This window comes from Streptomyces sp. NPDC007917, from assembly GCF_042959105.1.
Lineage (GTDB): Bacteria > Actinomycetota > Actinomycetes > Streptomycetales > Streptomycetaceae > Streptomyces.
The window spans coordinates 1-20,793 of sequence record NZ_JBIBKK010000018.1 but is presented as its reverse complement, the minus strand read 5'-3'; the positions used below and the strand labels follow the sequence as shown (position 1 = coordinate 20,793).

The window sequence follows — 20,793 nt, the reverse complement described above, 5'->3', positions numbered from 1 at the left end:
CCCGTAAGCGCTGTCCACAGATCCATGCGAACGACGGATCCATGCCGAACTACGGAGTTGATCATGGCTACGCCCAGCGACAAGGTCGTCGAAGCGCTCCGAGCCTCCATGAAGGAGACCGAGCGGCTGCGCCGGCAGAACCAGACTCTCGTTGCCGCGGCAACGGAGCCGATCGCGATCGTGGCAATGAGCTGCCGGTTTCCGGGCGGGGTGCGTTCGCCGGAGGAGCTGTGGGAACTGGTCGCCGAGGGCCGCGAGGCGATTTCCGGGTTCCCCGTCGACCGCGGCTGGGACCTGGACGCGCTGGACGCGGGTGACGGCCTCCCGGGCGCCAGCGCCACCCGGGAGGGCGGGTTCCTCGACGGGGTCGCCGACTTCGACCCCGGCTTCTTCGGGATCTCGCCACGCGAGGCGCTGTCCATGGACCCGCAGCAGCGGCTGTTGCTGGAAACCTCCTGGGAGGCGGTGGAGCGGGCCGGGATCGACCCGTTGCGGCTGAAGGGCTCCCGCACCGGGGTCTTCGTCGGCATGAGCGGCCAGGACTACTCGTATCTGACCGTGAACTCCCTGACCGACCTGGAAGGCAACGTCGGCACCGGCATGGGCGCCGGCGCCGCCTCCGGACGGCTCTCCTACACGCTCGGCCTCGAAGGTCCCGCCGTCACGGTGGACACCGCCTGCTCCTCCTCGCTGGTGGCCCTCCACCTCGCCACCCAGGCCCTGCGGTCGGGGGAGTGTTCGCTGGCGCTGGTCGGCGGTGTGACCGTGATGTCCACTCCGGGCGCATTCATCGAGTTCAGCCGGCAGGGCGGGCTGGCCGCCGACGGCCGGTGCAAGTCGTTCGCCGACGCGGCGGACGGTACGGGATGGGCCGAGGGCGTCGGCGTCCTGGTGGTGGAGCGGCTGACGGACGCACGCCGCAACGGACATCAGGTGCTCGCCCTGGTACGGGGCTCGGCGATCAACCAGGACGGGGCGTCCAACGGCTTCACCGCGCCGAACGGGCCCTCGCAGCAGCGGGTGATCCGGCAGGCGCTGGAGAACGCGGGGCTGTCCGCCGCGGATGTGGACGCGGTGGAGGCGCACGGCACCGGCACGAGGCTGGGCGACCCCATCGAGGCGCAGGCGCTGCTGGCCACGTACGGCCAAGAGCGCGAACAGCCGCTGCGGCTGGGGTCGGTGAAGTCGAACATCGGGCATACGCAGGCGGCGGCGGGCGTGGCCGGTGTCATCAAGACGGTCATGGCGATGCGGCACGGGGTGCTCCCGGCCACCTTGCACGTGGAGGCCCCCTCCTCGCATGTGGACTGGTCCGCGGGCGCGGTCGAGTTGCTGACCGAGGCGGTGGCCTGGCCGGACGGGGACCGCCCGCGCCGCGCCGGGATCTCCTCGTTCGGCGTCAGCGGCACCAACGCGCACACCATCCTGGAGCAGGCCCCACCGGCCGAGCCGGAACCCGGGAGCGCCCCCACGGGGCGCCCCGCCATGGTGCCGTGGGTGCTCTCCGGCAGAACCGGACCCGCGCTGCGCGCCCAGGCGGCCCGCCTCGCGTCCTTCCTCGACAGCGCGCCGCCGGCGGACGCGCTGGACGTGGCGCTGTCGCTGGCCACCACCCGCTCGGGCTTCGAGCACCGGCTGGCGGTACTGGCAAAGGACGCGGCGGGCCTCCGCGCGCAGCTGGGCTCCTGGCTCTCCGGACGGACCACGGCGGGCGCGCTCCAGGGGGTGGCCCGCCCGGACGGCGGGCTCGGGGTGCTGTTCTCCGGGCAGGGCGCCCAACGGGCGGGCATGGGAAGCGAGTTGTACGCACGCTTCCCGGCGTTCGCCGAGGCGTTCGACGCGGTGTGCGAGCACCTGGACGAGCGGTTGGAGCGCCCGTTGCGGGAGGTGGTGTTCGCCGGGCCCGGGTCGCCGGAGGCGGCGCTGCTGGACGAGACGGGGTGGACGCAGCCCGCGTTGTTCGCCTTCGAGGTGGCGCTGTTCCGGCTGGTCGAGTCGTGGGGTGTGAGGCCGGACTGTCTGGCGGGGCATTCGATCGGGGAGATCGCGGCGGCCCATGTGGCCGGGGTGTTCTCGCTGGCGGACGCGTGTGCGCTGGTGGCGGCGCGGGCCCGGCTGATGCACGGGCTGCCGTCCGGTGGGGCGATGGTGTCCCTGCAGGCCGCCGAGGACGAGGTCGTCCCGTATCTGGGCGAGCGGGTGTCGATCGCGGCGCTCAACGGACCGCGCTCGGTGGTGATCGCCGGGGATGAGCCCGCGGTGCTCGAGATCGCGGCACGGTTCGAGGAGCAGGGCCGCAAGACCCGCCGCCTGCGGGTGTCGCACGCGTTCCATTCGCCGTTGACGGACCCGATGCTGGCCGAGTTCGGCGAGGTCGCGCGGGGGGTCTCGTACGAGGCGCCACAGATCCCGCTCGTATCGAACGTGACCGGTGAGATGGCCACGGCCGAGCTGGTGTGTTCCCCCGAGTACTGGGTGCGGCACGTCCGGGAGCCGGTGCGGTTCGCCGACGCGGTGACGGCGATGAGCGCGGCCGGTGCGTCCGCCTTCCTCGAGGTCGGCCCCGACGGCGTGCTGTCCGCCATGGCCCAGGAGACGCTGGGAGACCGGCCCACCGCCCCGGCCCTCGTCCCCGCGCTCCGCAAGGACCTGACCGAGGAGGAGGCCCTGACCGAGGCGGTGGCCCGGCTGCACATCGCCGGGGCCCGCCTGGACTGGTCGGCGTTCTTCGCCGGGTCCGGGGCGCGGCGCGTGGATCTGCCGACCTACGCGTTCCAGCACGAGCGGTACTGGCCCGAGGTCACCGCGGACGTACCGGGCGGTGCGGCGGACCCGGTGGACGCGGAGTTCTGGGCCGCGGTGGAGCGGGAGGACCTCGGCGCGTTGGCAGCCGACCTGGATGTCAACCTGGATGGCGCCGGCGCGGCGCTGGAATCCCTGGTACCGGCGTTGTCGTCGTGGCGTCGGCAGCGGCGGGAGCGGTCGGTTGTGGACGGGTGGCGACACCGCGTCACCTGGAAGCCACTGACCGGTGTGCCCGAGGGCGTGGTGTCGGGCATCTGGCTGGTCGTGGTGGCGGAGGGGCTGGCGGAGGACCCGTGGGTGTGCTCGGTGGCCGCCGCGCTGGGCACCCGGACGGTGCGGCTGGAGGCCGGCGACACGGACCGTACGGTCCTGGCCGAGCGGCTGCGCGAGATCGTGGCGGACGCCGGGCCGCCCACAGGAGTGGTGTCGCTGCTGGCGCTGCTGGAGTCGACGACGGCGGAGCGTCCGGCCGTCCCCGAGGGAGTCGTGGCGACGACGTCGCTGTTGCAGGCTCTGGGCGACGCGGGAGTTGACGCGCCGGTGTGGGCGGTCACCCGGGGCGCGGTGTCGGTGGGGCGTTCGGAGCGGGTGGCGAGCGCGGTACAGGCCGCGGTGTGGGGCCTCGGGCGCGTCGCGGCGTTGGAGTACCCACAGCGCTGGGGCGGCGTGGTCGATCTGCCGGAGGCCGTGGACGGACGGGTGGCATCGCGGTTCGCCGCGGTGCTGGCCGGATTCGAGGGTGAGGACCAGGTCGCGGTCCGCAGGTCCGGAGTGTTCGGTCGCCGGCTTGTCGCGGCGCCGGCCGGGCCCTCGACGGGGGCCTGGGAGCCGTCGGGCACGGTGTTGGTGACCGGCGGTACGGGGGTTCTGGGCGGCCATGTCGCCCGCTGGCTGGCGCGCAGTGGCGCCGAACACCTGGTGCTGGCCAGCCGGAGCGGCGAAGGGGCCCCGGGCGCCGACGAGCTGCGGTCCGAGCTGGAGGCCTTGGGCGCGCGGGTCTCGGTGGTGGCGTGCGATGTCGCCGACCGGGACGCGGTGGCGGCCGTGCTGGCAGCCGTTCCCGATGACTGCCCGTTGACAGGTGTGGTGCATGCGGCGGGTGTGCTGGATGACGGGGTGTTGGAAGGGCTGTCGCCGGATCGGTTCGAGGCGGTGTTCCGGTCGAAGGTGCAGTCGGCCCTCGTCCTGGACGAGCTGACCCGGGACGTGGATCTCGCGGTGTTCGCGCTGTTCTCGTCGGCGGCGGGCGCGCTGGGCAACCCGGGGCAGGGGAACTACGCCGCCGCGAACGCGGTACTGGACGCACTGGCGGAACGGCGCCGCGCTGAGGGCCTGCCCGCCACCTCGGTGGCCTGGGGCGCCTGGGCCGGTGGCGGCATGGCCGGGGACGGCCGGGGCGACGCCCTCTCGCGGCGCACCGGCACCTCGGCCCTGGAACCCGAGCCCGCGGTCTCCGCGTTGAGCCGGGCCGTCGTCGGGCAGGACGCGGTGCTCGTCATCGCCGACATCCAGCGGCCCGAGTTCCTGCGCGTGTTCGCCGGCGTACGTCCCAGCCCGGTCCTCTCGGACCTGCCCGGCTGTCGCGAGCTGATCGAGGCGGGTGCCGGCGGCCGGGAGATCGCACCGGCCGCGTCCGCCCTCCTGGAGCGGCTGTCCCCCCTGGCCGCGGCCGATCGCTCCGCGGCCGTACTGGACCTGGTCCGTGGAGAGGTCGCCGCGGTGCTGAGGTATTCCGGCGCGGCGGCGATCGAGCCCGGCCGGGCGTTCAAGGATCTGGGCTTCGACTCGCTGACCGCGATCGAGCTGCGCAACCAGCTCGCCGCCGTGACCGGGCTCAACCTGCCCGCCACCTTGGTGTTCGACCACCCCACCCCCACCGTCCTCGCGGACTTCCTGGTCGCCGAGTTGACGGGGGACCGCGAGGGCAGGCCCGGCCCGGTGGCCGTCGCGGCCGACGTCACCGACGACCCGGTCGTGATCGTCGGAATGAGCTGCCGCTTTCCGGGCGATGTGCGGTCCCCCGAGGATCTGTGGCGGCTTCTGGCCGCGGGAGCGGACGCGATTTCCGGCTTCCCGGCCGATCGGGGCTGGGACCTCGACGAACTTACCGGCGGCGGTTCCGGGAGCAGCGACACCGCCAAGGGAGGCTTCCTCTACGACGCGGCCGGGTTCGACGCCGACTTCTTCGGGATCTCCCCGCGTGAGGCGATGGCCATGGATCCCCAGCAGCGACTGCTGCTGGAAGCCGCCTGGGAGGCGTTCGAGCGCACCGGCATCGACCCGGTGTCGCTCCGCGGCAGCCAGGCCGGGGTATTCGTCGGGACGAACGGCCAGGACTACTCGGACCTGGTCAGAACGGCGAACTCCGACACGTCGGGGCACACCGGCACGGGCATCGCGGCGAGCGTGGCGTCCGGCCGGCTCTCCTACACACTCGGCCTCGAAGGCCCCGCGATGACGGTCGACACGGCCTGCTCGGCCTCACTGGTGGCGCTGCACCTGGCGGCGCAGGCGCTGCGGGCCGGGGAGTGCTCGCTCGCGCTGGCGGGCGGGGTGACGGTGATGTCCACCCCAGGCGGGTTCGTGGGCTTCAGCGGGCAGAGCGGACTGGCCCCGGACGGTCGCTGCAAGGCGTTCGCGGACGCGGCGGACGGCACGGGGTGGTCCGAGGGCGTGGGGCTGCTGGTGCTGGAGCGGTTGTCGGACGCCCGGCGCCACGGCCACGACGTGTTGGCGGTGGTGCGCGGTTCGGCGGTGAACCAGGATGGCGCGTCGAACGGGTTGACGGCTCCGAACGGCCCGTCGCAGCAGCGGGTGATCCGTGCCGCGCTGGCGAGTGCCGGTCTCTCCCCGGCGGATGTGGACGCGGTGGAGGCGCACGGCACGGGGACCACGCTGGGGGACCCGATCGAGGCGCAGGCGCTGCTGGCCACCTATGGGCAGGGGCGTGAACGGCCGCTGTGGCTGGGGTCGGTGAAGTCCAACCTCGGACATACGCAGGCGGCGGCGGGTGTGGCCGGTGTGATCAAGATGGTGATGGCGATGCGGCACGGGATGTTGCCGCGAACGCTGCATGTGGATGAGCCGACCTCGCATGTGGACTGGTCGGCGGGCGCGGTGGAGCTGTTGCGGGAGCCGGTCGAGTGGCAGGAGGCCGGAGGGCCGCGCCGGGCGGGTGTCTCCTCGTTCGGGATCAGCGGCACCAACGCGCATGTCATTCTCGAGCAGGGCCCGGCGCCCGTTAAGTCCGAGGCGGTGCCGGTGGCCGCGGGTCCGGTGCCGTGGCCGGTGTCGGCCAAGAGCGAGGAGGCGCTGGCGGCGCAGCTGGACCGGCTGCGGGAATGGTCCGACGAGAACCCCGGCGCGGCGCCGCTGGACGTGGGCTACTCGCTGGCCACGGGCCGGTCGCTGTTCGAGCACCGCGCCGTCCTGCTGGCGGACACCGGCCACGACGACGGCCCGGTGGAGGCCGCTCGTGGCGGGGCGCGAAGCGGCGTCAGGCTCGCGGTGCTGTTCTCCGGGCAGGGCAGCCAACGGGCCGGTGCCGGCCGGGAGCTGTACGGCCGGTTCCCGGCGTTCGCCGAAGCCCTCGACGCGGTGTGCGCGCATCTGGACCGGGAGCTGGACCGCCCGTTGCGCGAGGTGCTCTTCGCCGACCCCGGGTCGGCCGACGCGGCGCTGCTGGACCGGACGGGATGGACGCAACCCGCGCTGTTCGCTCTCGAAGTGGCGCTGTTCCGGCTGCTGGAGTCCTGGGGAGTCACACCGGACTGTCTGGCCGGGCATTCGATCGGCGAGGTCGTGGCCGCGCATGTGGCCGGAGTGTTCTCGCTGGAGGACGCCTGCACGCTGGTGGCCGCCCGGGCCCGGCTGATGCAGGAGCTGCCGCCCGGCGGGGCGATGGTGTCCGTGCAGGCGACCGAGGACGAGGCCGTACCGCACCTGGGCGAGCGGGTGTCGATCGCCGCGCTCAACGGACCGCGCTCGCTGGTGATCGCCGGTGAGGAGCCCCAGGTGCTGCGGACCGCGGCCCGCCTCGAGGCCGAGGGCCGCAAGACCAAGCGGCTGGCCGTCAGCCACGCCTTCCACTCCCCTTTGACGGACCCGATGCTGGCGGACTTCCGGCACGTGGTGGCGCGACTGTCGCCCCAGGAGCCGGCCATCCCCGTCGTGTCCAATCTGACCGGCGGCCTCGCCACGGCGCAGGAGCTGCGCTCGCCGGAGTACTGGGTGCGGCACGTACGAGAGCCGGTGCGGTTCGCCGACGGGCTGCGGACGCTGACCGAAGAAGGCGTTTCCGTAACGGTCGAGCTGGGCCCGGACAGCGTGCTGTCGGCGATGGCCCGGGAGTCGGTGCCCGAGGACACCGTGGTGGTCCCGGGGCTGCGCAAGGACCGGGACGAGCAGTCCGCCGTGGTGGCGGCGCTGGCCCGGCTGCATGTCACGGGCGTCGGCGTGGACTGGCCCGCGTTCTTCGCCGGAACCGGCGCGCGCCGGATCGACCTGCCCACGTACGCCTTCCAGCACGAGCGTTTCTGGCCGTCCGCTTCGGTGCGCGCGACGGACCTGACCGGTGCGGGACTGGAGCCGGCCGGGCATCCGCTGCTGGGCGCGGCCATGACGGTGGCGGCCTCCGAGGAGCTGGTACTGACCGGCACGCTGTCCCTGACCGCCCAGCCCTGGCTGGCCGACTACGTGGTGGGCGGGCAGGTGTTCTTCCCCGGCACCGGCTTCCTGGAGCTGGTGATCCGCGCCGCGGACCAGGCGGGGTGCGATCGCGTCGAGGACCTGTCCCTGACCACCCCCCTGGTCCTGCCCGAGCGGGGAGCCGTCCGGGTGCAGCTCTGGGTGGGAAGCCGGGACGGCCTCGGACACCGGGAACTGCGGTTCCACTCATGCCCCGCCGACGGCCCCGGGCAGGAGTGGACCCTGCACGCCACGGGACTCCTCACGGAGGCCGTTGAGGTCGCCGACTTCGATACGACGGCATGGCCGCCGCACGGGGCGGCCACGCTGGACCTGGACGGCCTGTACGAGCGCCACGAACAGGCCGGGCTGGCTCACGGACCGGCCTTCCGCGGACTGCGGGCGGTCTGGACGCGCGGCGCGGAGGTCTTCGCCGAAGTCGCCCTGCCCGAGGACGTACGGGACGCGGAGACCTTCGGTGTGCACCCGGCGCTGTTGGACGCCGCGCTGCACGCGGCCGAGTTCACGGACGCCGCCGCGGACGGCGACGAACAGGGCCTGCTTCCGTCCGCCTGGAGCGGGGTGTCGCTGCACGCCTCGGGGGCGTCGACGCTGCGGGTCAGGCTGACCAGGAGCGGCCCGGACGCGGTCGCGCTGAGCGCCGTCGATGTGCAGGGCGCACCGGTGATCTCGGTGGACTCGCTGGCGCTCCGGCCGGCGTCCAAGCGGACGTTCGCGACGACGGGCCGCGACGAGCTGAACTCGCTGTTCCGGGTCGAGTGGGTGCCCCGGCCGCTGGACGGCGTGGCCGGGGCCGCCGAGTGGGCGGTGCTCGGGACGGACGAGTGGGACCTGGCCGCGGTGCTGCGGTCCGCGGGCCTCACCCGGGCCACCACGCCGGTACGGGCGCCGGCCGACCTCGCCGGGCCCGAAGGCGCCGCGGTCCCCCAGGTCGTGGTCGCCCCGCTCATGGGCGAACCGCTCGCGGACGACGACCCCGCCCGTGGCCCGGAGTCGGTGCGCCAACTGACACACCACGCGCTGGGGCTGTTGCGGGACTGGCTGGCCGAGGAGCGGTTCGCCCGGTCGCGCCTGGTGTTCGCCACCCGAGGAGCGGTGGCCGACGCGGACCAGGACGTCACCGACCTCGCGGCCGCGGCCGTGTGGGGCCTCGTACGGTCCGCCCAGTCGGAGCACCCCGGCCGGTTCCTGCTGGTCGACCTGGACGACTCCCAGGAGTCCGCGGCCGTGCTGCCCGCACTCCCCGCGCTGTTCGACGCCGACGAGCCGCAGGCAGTCGTCCGCGCCGGCACGGTACGTGTCGCGCGCCTGGCGCGGCTGGCCACGTCCGACGGCCTGGTGCCGCCGACCGGTGAGCCGTGGCGGCTGGACACCCGCGCGAAGGGCAGCCTGGACGGGCTGACGCTCGCCGCCTGCCCCGAGACGCTCGCGCCGCTGACCGGCCGCGAGGTGCGGGTGGCGATACGCGCCGCCGGGGTGAACTTCCGCGATGTCCTCACCGCGCTCGACAGGTGTCCGGGGGAGACCGGGCCGCTCGGCTCCGAGGCCGCCGGCGTGGTCGAGGCGATCGGACCCGAGGTGACCGGGCTCCGGCCCGGAGACCCGGTGATGGGCCTGCTCCCCGGCGGATTCGGCCCCGTGGGGGTGACGGACGAACGGCTCCTCATCCGCGTACCCGACGGCTGGACGTGGGAGACCGCCGCCTCGGTGCCGCTGGTGTTCCTGACCGCGTACTACGCCCTGGTGGAACTCGCCGGTCTGCGAGCCGGGGAGAAGGTGCTGATTCACCGGGGCGCGGGCGGCGTCGGCATGGCGGCGATCCAGCTGGCCCGCCATCTGGGCGCGGAGGTGTTCGCCACCGCGAGCGAGGGCAAGTGGGACACGCTGCGGTCGCTGGGCGTGGCGGAGGATCACATCGCCTCCTCGCGCACCACGGAGTTTGAGCCCAGGTTCGCCGATGCCACGGACGGTGGCGGGGTCGACGTCGTACTCAACGCCCTGCCGGAGGAGTTCACCGATGGCTCGCTGCGCCTGCTGGCGCCGGGCGGCCGGTTCCTGGAGCTGGACAACCTGGACAAGGCGAACATCCGCGACCCTCAAGCGCTGCCTGAGGTGGACTACCTGCCGTTCGACCTGGGGCTCGTGGACCACGAGCACATCCAGCGGATGCTCGTCGAGGTGGTGCGGCTGTTCGGCGACGGGTCTCTGCGGCCGCTTCCGGTGCGTACCCGGGACATGCGCCGGGCCCGCGAGGCGTTCCGGGACATGAGCCTGGCCCGGCACGTCGGCAAAGTCGTGCTGACCACCCCCCGCCGCTGGGACCCCGAGGGCACCGTACTGATCACCGGGGGCACCGGTGGGCTCGGCGCCGAGCTGGCCCGGCATCTGGTCACCCGACACGGCGCCCGGCACCTGCTGCTGGCCGGCAGGCGCGGCCTCGCCGCGCCCGGCGCCGTGGAGCTGCGGGACGAGCTGATCGCGTACGGCGCCGAGGTCACCGTGGCCGCCTGCGACCTGTCGACACGAGCCGCCACGGCCGAACTGCTCGCCGCCGTCCCGGCCGGACACCCGCTCACCGCGGTGGTACACGCCGCGGGCGTCCTGGACGACGGAGTCGTCGGATCGCTCACCCCTGAACGGCTGGACGCGGTACTGCGGCCGAAGGTCGACGCCGCATGGCACCTGCACGAACTCACCCGCGGCCTCGACTTGGCGGCGTTCGTCTGCTACTCCTCGGTGTCCGGTGTGATGGGCACCGCGGGTCAGGCCAACTACGCGGCGGGCAACGTCTTCCTGGACGCCCTGGCCCAGCACCGGCGCGCCCACGGCCTCCCCGCGATCTCCCTCGCCTGGGGAGCCTGGGCGCAGGGCACGGGCATGACCAGCACCCTGAGCGACGAGGAGATGCGCCGGATCAGCGGTGCCGGCATGCCACCGCTCTCGGTCGAGCGAGGACTGGCGTTGTTCGACGCCGCCACCGCCTGCGACGAGGCACTGGTCCTGCCGCTCGGGATCGGGAACGGCGCACCGCGGCTGCCCGGCGGTGTGCCCGCCATCCTGCGCGGACTGCTGCGGCCCGGCCGTCGGACGGCCGCGGGCGGTGCCGCGGAGATGTCCCGGGCGGGCCTCGCCGAGCGGCTGGCCGGGCTGCCGGAGGACGAGCGGCCGCGGTTCCTGATCGATGTGGTGCGCGCGGAAGTCGCCAAGGTGCTGCGGTACTCCAAAACGGCGGCCATCGGCGCCGACCGGGCGTTCAAGGACCTGGGCTTCGACTCGTTGACCGCCATCGAGCTGCGCAATCAGCTCGCGGCGACGACCGGGCTGAGCCTGCCGTCCACCTTGGTGTTCGATCACCCGACGCCCGCGGCGCTTGCGCGGCTCCTGCTGACCGAGCTCACGGGCACACGGACCGAGACCGCTCTCCCGGCGTTGCCCGCCGCCCCGCTGGACGACCCGATCGTCATCGTCGGGATGAGCTGCCGGTTCCCCGGCGGTGTGCGCTCTCCTGAGCAGCTGTGGGACCTGGTCGCCGACGGCCGCGACGCGATCTCCGCCTTCCCCACCGACCGGGGCTGGGACCTCGGCCTGCTCCCCGACGACCCTGACGACCCGGACGGGCAGGGTGGCGGGGCCGTCCGCGAAGGCGGGTTTCTCCACGACGCCGCGGAGTTCGACGCGGGCTTCTTCGGGATCTCGCCGCGTGAGGCGCTGGCGATGGATCCGCAGCAGCGGCTGCTGCTCGAGGCCGCGTGGGAGGCGTTCGAGCGCACTGGGATCGACCCCGTGTCGCTCCGGTCCAGCCGGACCGGCGTGTTCGTCGGCACGAACGGCCAGGACTATTCGACTCTGGTCATGAACGCCGGGGAGGAGCTGGCCGGGCACGCCGGCACCGGACTCGCCGCGAGCGTGGCGTCCGGACGTCTGTCGTACACGCTGGCCCTGGAAGGCCCGGCGATGACCGTGGACACCGCGTGTTCCTCATCGCTGGTGGCGCTGCACCTGGCGGCCCAGGCGCTGCGGTCGGGGGAGTGCTCGCTGGCCTTGGCCGGCGGTGTGACGGTGATGTCCACCTCGGTGGGATTCGCGGGGTTCAGCCGCCAGGGCGGGCTGGCGCCGGACGGCCGGTGCAAGGCATTCGCCGACGCGGCGGACGGTACGGGCTGGTCCGAGGGTGTCGGCATGCTCGTGGTGGAGCGGCTGTCGGACGCCCGGCGCAACGGCCACGAGGTGCTGGCCGTGGTACGGGGCTCGGCGATCAACCAGGATGGCGCGTCCAATGGACTCACGGCGCCGAACGGGCCGTCGCAGCAGCGGGTGATCCGGCAGGCACTGGCGAGTGCTGGGCTGTCCGCGTCGGATGTGGACGCGGTGGAGGCGCACGGCACGGGGACCCGGCTCGGTGATCCGATCGAGGCCCAGGCGCTGCTGGCCACGTACGGTCAGGAGCGCGACGGGGACCGGCCGCTGTGGCTGGGATCGGTGAAGTCGAACATCGGGCATACGCAGGCGGCCGCGGGCGTGGCCGGAGTGATCAAAATGGTCATGGCGATGCGGCACGGGGTGCTGCCCGCGACCCTGCACGTGGACGCGCCGTCTTCGCATGTGGACTGGTCCACCGGCGCGGTCGAACTGCTGGGCGAGCCCGCCGAGTGGCCGCAGGCCGGTCGGCCGCGCCGGGCGGGTGTCTCGTCGTTCGGGATCAGCGGCACCAACGCCCACGTCATCCTGGAGCAGGGCCCGGCACCCGTGGCGCCCGAACTCGCTCCTGCGGCGCCCGGGGTCTCTCCCGCGGCTGCGGGACCGGTGCCGTGGCCGGTGTCGGGCAAGAGCGAGCCCGCATTGCGGGCCCAGACCGACCAGCTCATGTCGTTCGTGGCCGCGAACCCTGGTCTCGCGCCGGTGGATGTGGGCTTCTCGCTGGCGACGAGCCGGTCGGTGTTCGAGCACCGTGCGGTGCTGCTGGCCGACGGAGAAGACGTGGCGGCGGTCGCCGAGGGCACCGCGCACACCGAACCCACGGTGGCGTTCCTGTTCTCGGGGCAGGGCAGTCAGCGGGCGGGGATGGGGCGGGAGCTGTACGGGCGGTTCCCGGTGTTCGCGGAGGCGCTGGATGAGGTGTGTGCGTATCTGGACCGGGAGTTGGACCGGCCGTTGCGGGAGGTGATGTTCGCGGAGGCGGGGTCGGCCGAGGCCGGGTTGTTGGATGAGACGGGGTGGACGCAGCCCGCGTTGTTCGCGCTTGAGGTGGCGTTGTTCCGGCTGGTGGAGTCGTGGGGGGTTCGGCCGGATTATCTGGCGGGTCATTCGATCGGTGAGGTCGCGGCGGCGCATGTGGCGGGGGTGTTCTCGCTGGCGGACGCGTGTGTGCTGGTGGCGGCGCGGGCCCGGCTGATGCAGGCGTTGCCGTCGGGTGGGGCGATGGTGTCGCTGCAGGCCGCCGAGGACGAGGTCGCTCCGTATCTGACCGGCCAGGTGTCGGTCGCGGCGGTCAACGGACCACGCTCGGTGGTGATCGCCGGTGACGAGACGGCGGTGTCGGAGATCGCCGCCCGGTTCGAAGGGAAGGGGCGCAGGACCAGGCGGCTCCGGGTGTCGCATGCGTTTCATTCGCCGTTGATGGACCCGATGCTGGAGGGGTTCCGGCGGGTGCTGAAGACGGTGTCCATCGAGGCTCCGCGGATCCCGCTGGTGTCGACTGTGACGGGTGAGGTGGCGTCGGCGGAGCTGGTCCGCTCACCGGAGTACTGGGTGCGGCAGGTGCGGGAGGCGGTGCGGTTCGCCGACGGGGTGGCCGCGCTGAACGCGGCCGGGGTGACCGCGTTCCTGGAGGTCGGCCCCGACGGAGTGCTGTCCGCCACGGCCCAGGACAGCCTGCCCGAGCCGTCCGCCGACACCGTCGTGACCCCGGCGCTGCGCAAGGACCAGGAAGAGGACAGGGCGCTGCTCACCGCGCTGGCCCGGCTGCATGTCACCGGTGTGCGGGTCGATTGGCAGGCGCTGTTCGCCGGAACGGGCGCCCGACGAGTGGCACTGCCCACCTACGCCTTCCAGCGCCGGCGCTACTGGCCGGGGGCCTCGCTCCGTACGGGAGACGCCTCCGGTCTTGGCCTGGTCTCCGCGGCCCATCCCCTGCTGGGCGCGGCGGTGGAGCTGGCCGACTCCGGTGGCCTGCTGTTCACCGGTCGGCTGTCGGTGGCCACCCACCCGTGGCTGGCCGACCACGCGGCCGGCGGTGTGGTGCTGTTCCCCGGCACCGGTTTCCTGGAGCTGGCGATACGCGCCGGTGACCAGGTCGGCTGCGGTTCGGTGGAGGAACTCACCCTCGCGACACCATTGGTGGTGCCCGAGCGGGACGCGGTGGCGGTGCAGCTGTGGGTGGGCGTGCCGGACGACTCGGGACGCCGCAGTCTGCAGGTGTACTCCCGCCCCGCTGACGTCGCGGAGGGGCCCTGGGTACGGCATGCCACGGGCGTGCTCACGGCAGAGGAGCGCGGGGCTCGGTCCGATGGCGCGGTGTGGCCGCCCGAGGGGGCGACCGAGGTCGACCTTGAGGGGTTCTACGAGCGGTTCGCGCAGGGCGGCTTCGCCTACGGGCCCGTGTTCCAGGGGCTGCGGGCGGTGTGGCGGCGCGGGGACGAGGTCTTCGCCGAGGTCGCCCTCGACGAGCAGGTGACCGACGCCGAGTCCTTCGGCGTGCATCCCGCGCTGCTGGACGCCGCGCTGCACGCGGCGCTGTTCGTGGACCTGGACGAGAGCGCGGCCGGCCGGTTGCCGTTCTCCTGGAGCGGGGTCTGTCTGCACGCCGGCGGCGCGTCGACGCTACGGGTACGGCTGACCAAGGCCGGTGCGGAATCGGTGTCGCTGATGGCGCTCGACGCGGCCGGGGAACCGGTTGTGTCGGTCGATTCGCTCGTTCTGCGGTCGGTGTCCACCGAACACATGGCCGCCGCTGCCGCGCGTCGGCACGACTCGCTGTTCCAGCTGGAATGGACGCCCCTGCCGACGGCCGGGTCCGCCCCTGGCACCGAGGGCGTGCGGTGGGCCGTACTCGGAGCGGACGAGTTCGCGCTGGGATCGGCACTCACGACGCCTCACACCTCCGTCACGACGCACCCGGACCTGGACTCCCTGGACGAGACGACCGGCGACGACGCCTTCGCGCCCGCCATCGTGCTGGTCCCGGTCAGCGGAGGTGCCCACGGCGGCGAGGGCAGTCCGGAAACGGTGGCCGACACGGCGCGGGCACTCACCTCCACGGCCCTGCGGCTGGTCCAGGGCTGGTCGGCCGACGACCGGTCGGACCGGTCCCGCCTGGTGTTCGTGACCAGGGGTGCGGTCGCCGCGGACGACGGGGACACGGTCCTCGACCCGGCCGCCGCCGCGGTGTGGGGTCTGGTGCGGTCGGCGCAGGTGGAGAACCCTGACCAGTTCGTGCTGATCGACCTCGACGAGCAGGAGAACGCCGCCGCCGCGATCCCCGCCGTACTCGCTTCGGGAGAGCCACAGGCGGTCATTCGCGACGGCGTCGTCCGGGTCGGACGGCTGGGCCGCCTGGTCACCGGGGCGCTCGAGCCGCGCCAGTGGGATCCAGCCGGCACGGTCCTGATCACGGGTGGTACGGGCGGTCTGGGGCGCCTGTTCGCCCGGCACCTGGTGGCCGAGCACGGTGTGCGGCATGTGCTGCTGGCCAGCAGGCGCGGTGGCGAGAGCGACACAGCCGTCGAGATGGTCGCCGAGCTGACGGCGCACGGAGCCGAGGCCAGGGCCGTCGCGTGCGACGTCGCGAACCGGGCCGCCGTGTCGGGACTACTCGCGGGGATCCCCGAGGAGCATCCGCTCACCGCGGTCATCCACACCGCGGGCGTCCTGGACGACGGTGTGATCGACTCGCTGACACCGGACCGGCTGGACACCGTCTTCCGCCCCAAGGTGGACGCCGCGTGGCATCTGCACGAACTCACCTCGGACATGGACCTCGCGGCGTTCGTGGTGTTCTCGTCGGTCACGGGCATCATCGGGGGCGCCGGGCAGGCCAACTACGCCGCGGCGAACAGCTTCCTGGACGGCCTGGCCCAATACCGGCGGGCGCACGGTCTCGCCGCGACGTCCTTGGCGTGGGGCCCATGGGAACAGAGCGCGGGAATGACCGGCGAGCTCGGCGAAGCGGACGTCAAACGGATGGCCCGGGGCGGGATGTCGCCGCTGCCCGCCGAACAGGGCCTGGCGCTGTTCGACACCGCGTGCACGCTGGGGCACGCGCTGCTGGTGCCCGCCCGCGTCGACGTGGCCGCACTGCGGGCCCGGCGTGAGGTGCCGTGGCTGGTGCGCGCCGGCGCCGACCGGATCCCACGCCGTCACGCCGCCGGGGCCGACCCGGCAGCGGCGAGCACACTCGCCCAGCGGCTGACGGAGCTGCGCCCGGCGGACCGGGTCCGTGCCGTGGTGGACCTGGTGAGCACGGAGGTCGCCTCGGTTCTCGGACACGCTTCGCCGGAAGGGGTGGAAGTCCGGCACGAGTTCCGCGAACTGGGCTTCGACTCGCTGACCGCGGTGGAGCTCCGCAACCAGCTGGCCAACGCCACCGGCCTGCGCCTGCCGTCCACCCTCGTGTTCGACTACCCCACACCGATGGCGCTGGCCGAACACCTGGTGGCGGAACTCGTCGGCACCGACAGCGGCCCGCTCGCACCGGCGCCGCGCCACACGCCCGTCGACGACGACCCGATCGCCATCGTGTCCATGGCCTGCCGCTACCCCGGTGGCGTGGATTCCCCGGAGAGCCTGTGGCAGCTGGTGAGCGACGAACGGGACGGTGTCTCCGGGTTCCCGACCACCCGGGGATGGGATCTGGACGCGCTGTACGACCCGGACCGGAACGCTCGCGGGAACACGAGCTATGTCCGTGAGGGTGGGTTCCTGCACGACGCGGGCGAGTTCGACGCTGGCTTCTTCGGGATCTCGCCGCGTGAGGCGCTGGCCATGGACCCGCAGCAGCGGCTGCTGCTGGAGACCTCGTGGGAGGCGATCGAGCGGGCCGGAATCGACCCGCTGACGCTGCGCGGCAGCCGGACCGGTGTCTTCGCCGGAGTGATGTACCACGACTACGGCTCCGGCGCGGAGTTCCCGGAGGAAGCGATGAGCTTCGTCGGGACCGGCACGGCGGGCAGCGTGATGTCGGGCCGGGTCGCCTACGCCCTCGGCCTGGAGGGCCCGGCGGTGACGGTCGACACCGCGTGCTCGTCGTCGCTGGTGGCCATGCACTGGGCGGCTCAGGCGCTGCGCAGCGGCGAATGCGCCCTGGCGCTGGCCGGTGGTGTGACGGTCATGGCCACTCCGGGGCCCTTCGTGGACTTCAGCGCGCAGGGGGGTCTTGCGGCCGACGGGCGGTGCAAGTCCTTCTCCGAGAGCGCCGACGGGGTGGGCTGGTCCGAGGGCGTGGGCATGCTGGTGCTGGAGCGGCTGTCGGACGCACAGCGCAACGGCCATGAGGTGCTGGCGGTGCTGCGGGGCTCGGCGGTGAACCAGGACGGTGCCTCCAACGGGCTCACGGCGCCGAACGGCCCGTCCCAACAGCGCGTGATCAAGCAGGCCCTGGCCGACGCCGGTCTGTCGCCCACCGATGTCGATGCGGTGGAAGGGCACGGTACCGGCACCACGCTGGGCGACCCCATCGAAGCCGAAGCGCTGTTGGCGACGTATGGCCGGGACCGGGGCGCGGAGCGCCCGCTGTGGCTGGGGTCGGTGAAGTCGAACATCGGGCATACGCAGGCGGCTGCCGGTGTGGCCGGTGTGATCAAGATGGTCATGGCGATGCGACACGGCACGCTGCCCGCCACGCTGCACGCGGACAAGCCGACCTCGCATGTGGACTGGTCGTCAGGCGCCGTCAGGCTGCTGACCGCACCGGTGGAGTGGCCGGAGGGCAGCCGCCCCAGGCGAGCGGCGGTGTCGTCGTTCGGGATCAGCGGCACCAACGCGCACACCGTTGTGGAGCAGGCGCCGCCGACGGCGGCCGGAGCCGACGACGACACGCCGCATGCGGCGCCCGGCGTAGTGCCGGTGGCGGTGTCGGGCAAGACACCGGAGGCGCTGCGGGCCCAGGCGGCGCGGGTGCTGTCGCACCTGGAACGGAACCCGGGGCCGGCCCTCGCCGACCTCGCGTTGTCCCTGCTGACCACGCGGTCGGCGTTCGAGCGGCGCGGTGTGGTGTTGTCCGGGGACCGGGACGAGGCCGTGGAGGGGCTGCGCGCCCTTGCCGCAGGTGGTGCGGCCGCTGGTGTGGTGCAGGATGTGGCCCGGGAGGACCGGGTGGTGGCGTTCCTGTTCTCGGGGCAGGGCAGTCAGCGGGCGGGGATGGGGCGGGAGCTGTACGGGCGGTTCCCGGTGTTCGCGGAGGCGCTGGATGAGGTGTGTGCGTATCTGGACCGGGAGTTGGACCGGCCGTTGCGGGAGGTGATGTTCGCCGAGCCCGGGTCGGCCGAGGCCGGGTTGCTGGATGAGACGGGGTGGACGCAGCCCGCGTTGTTCGCGCTTGAGGTGGCGTTGTTCCGGCTGGTGGAGTCGTGGGGTGTTCGGCCGGATTATCTGGCGGGTCATTCGATCGGGGAGGTCGCGGCGGCGCATGTGGCGGGGGTGTTCTCGCTGGCGGACGCGTGTGCGCTGGTGGGAGCGCGGGCCCGGCTGATGCAGGCGCTGCCGTCGGGCGGGGCGATGGTGTCCCTGCAGGCCACCGAGGACGAGGTCGCTCCGTACCTGACCGGCCAGGTGTCGGTCGCGGCGGTCAACGGACCGCGTTCGGTGGTGATCGCCGGGGAGGAAGCCGCGGTGCTGGAGGTGGCGGCCGCGTTCGCGGATTTGGGGCGGAAGACTAGGCGTTTGCGAGTCTCGCATGCGTTTCACTCAATGTTGATGGACGCGATGGTGGCAGAGTTCGGGCGGGTGGCCCGGGACATCTCATATGAGGCCCCGGTCATACCGTTCGTCTCGAATCTGACGGGTGAGTCGGCCGACGCGGAGCTGGTGTGCTCGGCCGAGTACTGGGTGCGCCATGTTCGGGAGACGGTCCGGTTCGCCGACGGAACGCGGTGGCTGGACGAGCATGGGGTGAGCACGTATCTGGAGCTGGGCCCGGACGGGGTGCTCTCCGCGATGGCGCAGGAGAGCCTGTCCGAGAAGTCGGCTGCCACCGCTGTTCTCGTCCCGGCCCTGCGTAAGGGTCTGGACGAGGAGCGCGCGCTGGTCACGGCGCTGGCCCGGCTGCACTCACATGGTGTCGACGTCGAGTGGCAGCGGTTCTTCGCCGGGACCGGAGCCAGCCGGGTCGAGCTGCCGACCTACGCCTTCCAGCACGAGCTGTACTGGCCGGCCGCCGCGGCCCCCACCGGGGACGTGACCGCCGCCGGCCTGGGAGCGCCGGAGCATCCACTGCTGGGCGCCGCGGTGGAACTGGCGGACGCCGGTGGCCTGCTGTTCACCGGGCGGCTGTCGCTGCGGTCGCACCCGTGGCTGGCCGATCACACCGTGGGCGGTGCGGTCCTGTTCCCGGGCACCGGCTTCCTGGAGCTGGCGATCCGCGCCGGTGACCAGGTCGGCTGTGACCGCGTCGACGAACTCACTCTGTCCGCACCGCTGGTGTTGGAAGAGCGGGACGCGGTGGCCATCCAGCTCTGGGTGGGAGAGCCCGACGAGTCCGGACGTCGCGGCGTCAACCTGTACTCCCGGCCCGCTGACGCCACGGACCAGCCCTGGGTCCGCCATGCCACGGGCGTGCTGGCCGCCGGGCGGGGACCCGCCGAGCCCACCCTGTCGACCTGGCCCCCCGCGGAGGCCACGCCGGTCGAACTGGACGGCTTCTACGAGCGCTTCGCCGAGGGAGGGTTCGGCTACGGCCCGCTGTTCCAGGGGCTGCGAACCGTCTGGCAGCGCGGCGATGAGATCTTCGCCGAGGTGGCGCTGCCGGAGCAGGGAAGTGACGCCGAATCGTTCGGGATCCACCCCGCGCTGCTGGACGCGGCCCTCCACGCGGTGTCCTTCGTGGACCTCGGAGAGTCGGACCGGGGCCGGCTGCCGTTCTCGTGGAGCGGAGTGTCCCTGCAGGCCGGCGGAGCCTCCGTGCTGCGGGTACGGATCGCCAAGGCCGGGGCCGAGTCGGTGTCGCTCACGGCGGTCGACATGGCAGGTGCGGTGGTCCTGTCGGCGGAATCGCTGACCTTGCGGCCGCTCGCCGCCGAACAGCGGGCCGGAGCACATCGCAGTGAGCGGGACGCGCTGTTCCGGCTGGAGTGGGTGCCCGCCCCGGCCGACCCGGTGGCCGGCACCGGGCCGAACACGGTGGAGCTGACCGCCGACGAGGCCTCCGACCTGGCGGTGCTGGAGACAGTGCCGGACGTGGTGACGGTCGCGGCCGGGTCCGCCGGAACCGACGATGTGGCCGCGTCGGTGCACGAGGAGACCGCGCGGGTGCTCGGCCTGCTCCAGGAATGGGCGGCCCAGGACCGGTTCGCGCACTCCCGTCTGGCGTTCGTCACCCGGGGAGCCATCGCGGCCGACGACGGCGCGACGGTGACCGACCTGGCCGGAGCGGCGGTGTGGGGGCTGGTGCGCTCGGCCCAGTCCGAGCACCCGGGCCGGTTCCTGCTCGTCGATGTGGACGAGCGGGAGACCTCCATGTCCGCGCTGCCGGTGGCCCTCGCCTCCGGCGAGCCGCAGGTCGTGGTGCGCGACGGCGTCGTACGCGTCGGCCGACTGGCCCGGGTGACCACCGCAACGGACCTGGTGTCCCCGGCAGGCGTGGCGTGGCGCCTGGACAGCAGGAAGAAGGACAGGCTGGACCACCTCTCGCTGGTGGAGTTCCCGGAAGCCACCGAACCGTTGAGGGCCAATGAGGTCAGGCTCTCGATACGGGCGGCGGGAGTGAATTTTCGCGATGTGCTCAACGCGCTGGGCATGTACCCAGGAGACGCCGGATGGATGGGGTGTGAAGCCGCCGGTGTTGTTCTTGAGACCGGCTCGGAGGTCACCGCTTTTGAGGTGGGTGACCGGGTGTTCGGCATGGTGCAGGGTGCGTTCGGCCCGGTCGCCGTGGCCGATCGGCGTGCGCTGGTGAAGGTTCCTGACGGGTGGTCGTCGGAGGATGCGGCGGCGGTGCCGGTGGCGTTCCTGACCGCGTATTACGGGCTGATGGACTTGGCGGGGTTGTCGGCGGGTGAGTCGGTGCTGGTGCATGCGGGTGCCGGTGGTGTGGGTATGGCGGCGATTCAGCTGGCGCGGCATGTGGGTGCT

General features: G+C 73.1%; 1 protein-coding gene. It reads left to right on the top strand.

Translation table 11 applies throughout. The features are described 5' to 3' along the window. Positions 1–63 precede the first annotated feature (63 nt). Positions 64–20,793: type I polyketide synthase (locus ACFZDL_RS30615; protein ID WP_353596852.1), on the top strand; the 20,730-nt coding region annotated here is incomplete at its 3' end.